Genomic DNA, 6,509 nt, shown 5'->3' with positions numbered 1-6,509 from the left:
GAAAAGATCACATCCACTTATTGTTATCATGTCCACCAAGTCTTGCCCCAAGTAAAATTATGCAGTACCTAAAAGGAAGATCCTCTAGGCTACTCCAGGATCAATTTCCTGAACTGAAAAAGAAATATTGGGGACAACATTTATGGGCAAGAGGTTATTTTTGTGCCACAGTAGGAAATGTGGATGAAGAAACAATTAGAAATTATATTGCAAACCAGTTTAATGAAGAAAAGAACGACATATTTAGGATTGAAGAATGAGTTTAGTCAAATTTTAGTTTGCTTAAGCATGTTGGACTTTGAGAGGACTTCAGTCTTAAGAAACGACTTTAGTCGTCGACATTTTATGTCCAAATCCACCTGCTTTAGCGGGTGGTCGTTTAAGTTCAGTAAAAGAAAAAATATAATTAATTTAAGCAACCTAAGTTCTATTAAGGACCCTAGGTTGCTTATTTACTAGCAAAATAAACAAAGTTAGCTAAGCCTCAATTTACATTAAACAAAATTAAGAAGGAATATAGTGAATGGATATCTTGAGGGTGGTAGGTGGAGTTATTCGATAGTATTTAAAGTGTCCAAAAAAACTTATAGTAAAGTATTCTACTAAATAGTTGTTTTTCTAGGAATGGTTATATTGTGGTATTCATTTAAGCAGACATCTAATTCTTGACTACATTTAATCGTATCAGGATGAGTAAACCCTTTTAACTGAGCTGTAGAAACCATCAGTGCACGTAGTGAGTTTATTTTCATTTCTAATTTACTTTTAAGTAGTTCTATTTTCATAACTTATCTCCTAATGGGTAAATGAACTTAATTTTTAGACAACAGAAACTATTTTATATTAGCTATTAAAAACTGTTAATAGATTCGACAAAAAAATTCTTAGATATTTGTCAAAAAATTAATGGAATAGGTTTGGAATAACGTAATATGTCAATAAATATTAATAGTTGAAAGTAGTATAGATAAGAATTCCCAAGAAGTAGACAAATGTTAGAAAGGTAGAATGAAAATGACAAAAGAAGTGCAGAATTACGAAAATGAAATTATTGAAGAGTTAAAAGGGAAGTTGTTTGATACAACCGAAGAGAAAGAAATAAGGAAGTACTATACAAAACTACTTATAGCTAAAGAGCGTTTATGGATTAGAGAACAAAAAGATAAGGATATCAAATATGATGAAAAACATAAAATAAACAATACTGGGATTGAAAGGAAAAACAGCCTCAAAACGTGACTTAAGTAAAATTAAGGTGGATAACGTATTATTTTTTGATTAATTCAACTTTAGTTTTTTATAGTGATTTATAAGAACGATAGTATACTGGAGATATTACAAGAAAAACGAAGAATAATAGTCCTGTCTCACGCTTACATCCTGATTTTGTTTTTGGCGGTTCCGTGGTAGAATTCATTTTGTTGATAACGGACTGACTTTCGTGAGAGTCGAAAGTCGCTATAAAAACAAAATAAAGAAAGAGGTGTTAGCTTGAATTTACAAGCAATTAAACAAGAATGGTTTAGTAACGTCAAGGGGGACACATTGGCTGGAATTGTAGTTGCGTTAGCATTAATTCCAGAAGCAATTGCCTTTTCCATTATCGCAGGAGTCGATCCAATGGTTGGTTTGTATGCTTCCTTTTGTATTGCTGTAGTTATTGCATTTATTGGTGGGCGTCCAGGTATGATATCTGCTGCTACAGGTGCGATGGCTTTGTTAATGATTACGTTGGTAGCTGATCACGGGCTTCAATATTTGTTAGCTGCTACTATTTTAACAGGTATTATACAAATATTTTTTGGTGTATTTAAGTTAGCGAAATATATGAAGTTTGTTCCAAGATCGGTTATGATAGGGTTTGTTAATGCGCTAGCTATTTTAATTTTTATGGCTCAGCTACAGCATTTTGTTAATGTGACTTGGGTGATGTATGCGTTAGTCGGGTTAACATTAGCTATTATTTATATTTTACCTAGGTTTACTACAGCTATTCCATCTACGTTAGTAGCAATTATTGTAGTAACTATGTTAGCAATTTTCGGTAATTTAGGTGTAAGTACGGTTGGTGATATGGGTGCACTTCAAAGCACGCTCCCAATGTTTTTAATTCCATCTATCCCATTAACATTAGAAACATTAATTATTATATTGCCTTACTCCTTAGCTTTAGCAGTTGTTGGTATTTTAGAATCGTTACTAACAGCTCAAATTGTTGATGATATGACTGATACTGAAAGCGATAAAAATAAAGAAAGTCGCGGACAAGGTATTGCCAATATTATAGCTGGATTTTTTGGTGGTATGGCTGGTTGTGCGATGATTGGTCAATCAGTAATTAACGTAAAATCAGGCGGTAGAGGAAGGTTATCAACACTAGTTGCCGGTATGTTTTTAATGTTCTTAATTATTGTCCTTGGTTCTGTTGTTGTTCAAATTCCAATGGCTGCTTTGGCTGGGGTCATGATCATGGTATCTATTGGAACATTTGATTGGAATTCTTTAAAGACATTGCACAAAGTTCCAAGAACGGATGCAACAGTTATGGTTGTTACAGTATTAACCGTAGTTATTACTCATAATCTAGCAATTGGAGTTTTAACAGGTGTTGTTTTAAGTGCACTTTTCTTTGGGGCAAAAATTTCAAAAGTTCATCTCACTTCAAAGCTTTCACATTCAGGTGAGAAAAAGACTTATTTTGTAGAAGGTCAACTATTCTTCGTATCTGTTACGGATTTTATTGAATCATTTGATTTTAAAGATGATGTGAAAGAAGTAGAGATTGATTTTAGCCGAGCACATCTTTGGGATGATTCTGCTATTGGTGCGATTGATAAGGTAGAAATGAAGTATGAACAAAATGGAATACACGTTCTTTTAACAGGAATGAATAAAGAAAGTTCATTACTAATGAATAGAATTGGTGGTTTATCGAAGAACTCAGGCCACTAAAAAATAAGAGTATTGATTTTAAAATATCTGCTTGCTTCTGTAAGTGTATATAGAGTGAAAAACTCTATATATTTAGAAGCAAGTAGATATTTTTTATTTAATCAGAATTTATAAATTTCTTACTTGGAAACTGTCTAGCTCCAAGCGCCTACGAGCTCGATCACTTCAGTCAAGTTTCTGACTTCACTGACTTCCTGGATTGCTTCTTTGATGATGCTTCATGCTACTTTGCTCCTGCGATTACTCGTCGCACGAAAAACAATTGCTCCTGCGATTACTCGTCGCACAAAACACTGCTTCGAGGAAGCCTACTTCGAAGCTGCTTTGCTCTTGAGCAAACGGAGAGGCACAGGAGCAGCTGCTCGTGACCAAGGCGCTTGCGCTTTTCTTATTGTATGAAGTATGAATTTTTTGGAAAAGTAGTTAAAGATAATTGTGTAAGAAAATCTCTTTTGATTACGTAATCGATGTTAAGAATTACGCATCACCTGTTCAGAAAATATCATATATTTATGGTGGGGGGAATTTTATGTTTCAAAATATTTTACTAGCGGCTGATGGTTCAGCTCATTCATTAAGAGCGGCGAACAATGCCATTCATTTACTAACAAATAAAGAAACGGGTTCTATCAAGGTGGTTTATGTAGTAGATGGCTCTACATCCAAGTCAGATGTTTTACATAATAAAGATAGCAAGGACATAGCAGAAAACAGAAGAGTAAAGGTTATGGATATTTTGTCGTTGTTAGAAACTTCGAACATTAACCATGATTATATAACTTTACACGGCGACCCTGGTGAAACAATTGTAGATTATGCAAATAACAATTCTTTTGATTGTTTAGTTATAGGGAGTAGAGGGCTAAACCTTCTGCAAAGTATGGTATTGGGTGGAGTAAGCCATAAAGTTGTCAAAAGAGCTAAATGCCCAGTGATGATTATAAAATAAAAAAATACGGCATAAGTTTGGAAGGTAATTAAACTTATGCCGTATCCTTATGTTATTTACGCCTTGCAAAATCAACAAATCGAAATTTATCTGGCCGATGTCGTGATTCTGTGTATTGAAACAAACTTGCATCATCTAAATACACATAATTTCTCACAACGACAATATTTGAATACCCTTTTATGTGTAAGTATTTATGGTCTTCTTCTGTGGGTTCTTCTACAGTAATTTCTTTTTTTGCAAAGCTGATGGCAAGTCCCATTTCACCTTCGATATATTCATATATAGAATTTTCACAGACTTCCTTTGTTAAGGTAGGGATCATTTTTTTGTTAAAGTAATCCTTATCTAAAATGACTTTTTCATCATCCAAATCACGAACACGAATAACTTCCCAGACTTTTTGAGCCTTTTTTAATTTTAATTGCTCCTTTAAATAGTCACTAGGAGTAATTGTATCTAGATTTTCTACAGTTGTTTTTGCGCGCTGTCCCATCTTACTAGCCAGTTCTTTAAAGCTTACTAATCCGGAAATTGGAAAATCGAATTTTGTTACGTCTAAGATGATGGATCCTTTCCCTTGAACCTTTTGGATATAACCATGCTCTGAAAGGAGATGTAACGCCTTACGAATTGTCTCTCTTGTCGTTTGATATCTTTCTCTTAACTCATTTTCAGAAGGGAGTTTTGTATTAGGTTTCAGCTTCCCTTCTTGAATTAGATCGACCAATTCGTCGTAAATTTTATTATATTTATTGTTCATTAAAAACCACCCTACCCTAGCTTATCACGTCTTTTTTAAATGATAAACAATTGACTCGTATGGTCGTAGGGTAACTTGTGTTGATAAATTTGAAGCTGCCACATAGTTTGATAGTAAAATGTTACTATTATATTCTGTTACAGGTATATGTGGTGGTAATTCAAAGACTGTTTCTTTTTCATAAAAATTATTAACAACGAGTAATAGTTCATCTTGATAGGTTCGTGTATATGCAAAAATTTGTTCATGGTTCTCTAGAATTAATTGATAATCACCAGACGTAACGATTTCATATTTTTTTCTTAACTCATTAAGAGCTTTATAATGATAGAAAATAGAGTTTGGATCCGCTACTGCCGCTTCTGCATTTATTTGTTTGTAATTATCTGGAATCCCAATCCATGGTGTTCCTGTTGTAAATCCAGCATTAACAGAGTTGTTCCATTGCACTGGTGTACGAGAGTTATCACGAGATTTACGTTTAATGATCTCCATAATTTCATTTTCCGTAGAGCCATTTTCTTTCATAATCTTAAAATAATTTAAAGTTTCAACATCACGGTAGTCGGAAATATCCTCGAATTTTGGATCAGTCATCCCAAATTCTTCTCCTTGGTAAATATATGGAGTTCCTTGCATCAAGTGTATGGTTGTTGCAAGCATTTTGGCTGACTGTAGGTGATATTTTCCATCATTTCCGTAACGAGTCACAACTCGAGGTTGGTCGTGGTTGCACCAAAATAAGGCATTCCACCCTCCACCTTTGTTCATTTCCACTTGCCATTTTGATAAAATTTGTTTTAAAGCTTGAAAATCAAAATCAGCAATTCCCCACTTCTCACCATTTGGATAATCAACCTTTAAATGATGGAAGTTAAAGGTCATGCTTAATTCCTTTCGATCTGGATTTGTATATTTAATACAATGATCTATCGTCGTCGAAGACATTTCACCTACAGTCATGGCATCATATTTAGAAAATACCTTTTCATTCATTTCACGCATAAATTCGTGTACTCTTGGTCCATCGGTATAAAACTTCCGTCCATCACCAGGCGCAACTGATTGATCATCGTTTAAAAAGCGTTGATCTTTTGAAATGAGGTTAATAACGTCGAGGCGAAAACCGTCTACACCTTTTTTAAACCAAAAGTGCATCATATCATACACTTTATTTCTTACCATTTCATTTTCCCAATTTAAGTCTGCTTGTGTAACGTCAAATAAATGAAGGTAATATTGACGTGTATTCTCATCAAATTTCCATGCTGAACCGCCAAACTTGGATATCCAGTTGTTAGGTTCTTGTCCGTCAACAGGATCTTTCCATATATAAAAGTCACGATAATGATTGTCATGGGATTCTTTTGACTTAATAAACCACTCATGTTCTGTAGAAGTATGGTTAACTACTATATCCATAATGACTTTAATATCTCGATTGTGAGCTTCTTCTAAAAGGCGATCAAAATCTTCCATTGTCCCATACTCCTCATGGATAGAGAAATAATCACGAATATCATAACCATTATCTTTTTGTGGAGAGGAGTATATAGGTGTCAGCCAAACAACATCTACACCAAGATTTTTTAAGTAATCTAGTTTATCAATAATTCCTTGAATATCTCCAACTCCGTTACCAGTTGTATCGTTAAAGCTTTTCGGATAAATTTGATAAACTACTGCTTTTCTCCACCATTCATTTCGTTTCATAAAATAATCACTCCGGTTTACATTTTAGTTTTCTAAAGTGAGAATACCATTGGTTAATAAAACCAACGGTACCGCACATTAAATAAAATAATTTATCTTACTCCAAGGGGGGACTGAGGATTGCTCCTAGCC

Annotated in this window: 7 protein-coding genes; 4 read left to right on the top strand and 3 right to left on the bottom strand. The window is 34.0% G+C overall.

Features of this window, described 5'->3' with window-relative positions:
* Positions 1–260 (top strand): IS200/IS605 family transposase (gene tnpA, locus BKP37_RS14695; RefSeq protein ID WP_139193145.1); only part of this gene is annotated, 260 nt, incomplete at its 5' end.
* 342 nt (positions 261–602) lie between these two features.
* Here the strand turns inward: tnpA and BKP37_RS14690 are convergent.
* Positions 603–785, bottom strand: coding sequence for an aspartyl-phosphate phosphatase Spo0E family protein (locus BKP37_RS14690; RefSeq protein ID WP_071310377.1), 183 nt, complete (start codon positions 783–785; stop codon positions 603–605).
* Between the two features lie 229 nt (positions 786–1,014).
* On the opposite strand from BKP37_RS14690, the gene BKP37_RS14685 reads away from it, so the two are divergent.
* From BKP37_RS14685 to BKP37_RS14670, 3 genes are all read left to right on the top strand, one after another.
* Complete coding sequence (locus tag BKP37_RS14685) at positions 1,015–1,239, top strand: hypothetical protein (RefSeq protein WP_071310376.1); 225 nt, start codon at positions 1,015–1,017, stop codon at positions 1,237–1,239.
* Between the two features lie 252 nt (positions 1,240–1,491).
* On the top strand, positions 1,492–2,952 hold the full coding sequence (locus BKP37_RS14680) for a SulP family inorganic anion transporter (RefSeq protein WP_071310375.1): 1,461 nt from the start codon (positions 1,492–1,494) through the stop codon (positions 2,950–2,952).
* Positions 2,953–3,481: 529 nt separating this feature from the next.
* Entirely contained in the window at positions 3,482–3,901 is a 420-nt protein-coding gene (locus BKP37_RS14670; protein ID WP_071310373.1) for a universal stress protein, read from the top strand.
* 52 nt (positions 3,902–3,953) lie between these two features.
* Here the strand turns inward: BKP37_RS14670 and treR are convergent, their stop codons facing one another.
* Both treR and treC read right to left on the bottom strand, forming a co-directional pair.
* Positions 3,954–4,664, bottom strand: coding sequence for a trehalose operon repressor (treR, locus tag BKP37_RS14665; RefSeq protein ID WP_071310372.1), 711 nt, complete (start codon positions 4,662–4,664; stop codon positions 3,954–3,956).
* A gap of 24 nt (positions 4,665–4,688) precedes the next feature.
* On the bottom strand, positions 4,689–6,377 hold the full coding sequence (gene treC / locus BKP37_RS14660) for an alpha,alpha-phosphotrehalase (protein WP_071310371.1): 1,689 nt from the start codon (positions 6,375–6,377) through the stop codon (positions 4,689–4,691).
* Between the last annotated feature and the right edge of the window lie 132 nt (positions 6,378–6,509).

It is taken from the genome of Anaerobacillus alkalilacustris, assembly GCF_001866005.1.
GTDB classification, from domain to species: domain Bacteria; phylum Bacillota; class Bacilli; order Bacillales; family Anaerobacillaceae; genus Anaerobacillus; species Anaerobacillus alkalilacustris.
This window is presented reverse-complemented; position numbering and strand designations above follow the sequence as displayed.

What these genes read in the sequence shown, in the direction of transcription:
- BKP37_RS14690 (WP_071310377.1), bottom strand. Translation starts at nt 785, where the DNA reads ATGAAAATAGAACTACTTAAAAGTAAATTAGAAATGAAAATAAACTCA.
- BKP37_RS14685 (WP_071310376.1), top strand. Translation starts at nt 1,015, where the DNA reads ATGACAAAAGAAGTGCAGAATTACGAAAATGAAATTATTGAAGAGTTA.
- BKP37_RS14670 (WP_071310373.1), top strand. Translation starts at nt 3,482, where the DNA reads ATGTTTCAAAATATTTTACTAGCGGCTGATGGTTCAGCTCATTCATTA.
- treR (WP_071310372.1), bottom strand. Translation starts at nt 4,664, where the DNA reads ATGAACAATAAATATAATAAAATTTACGACGAATTGGTCGATCTAATT.
- treC (WP_071310371.1), bottom strand. Translation starts at nt 6,377, where the DNA reads ATGAAACGAAATGAATGGTGGAGAAAAGCAGTAGTTTATCAAATTTAT.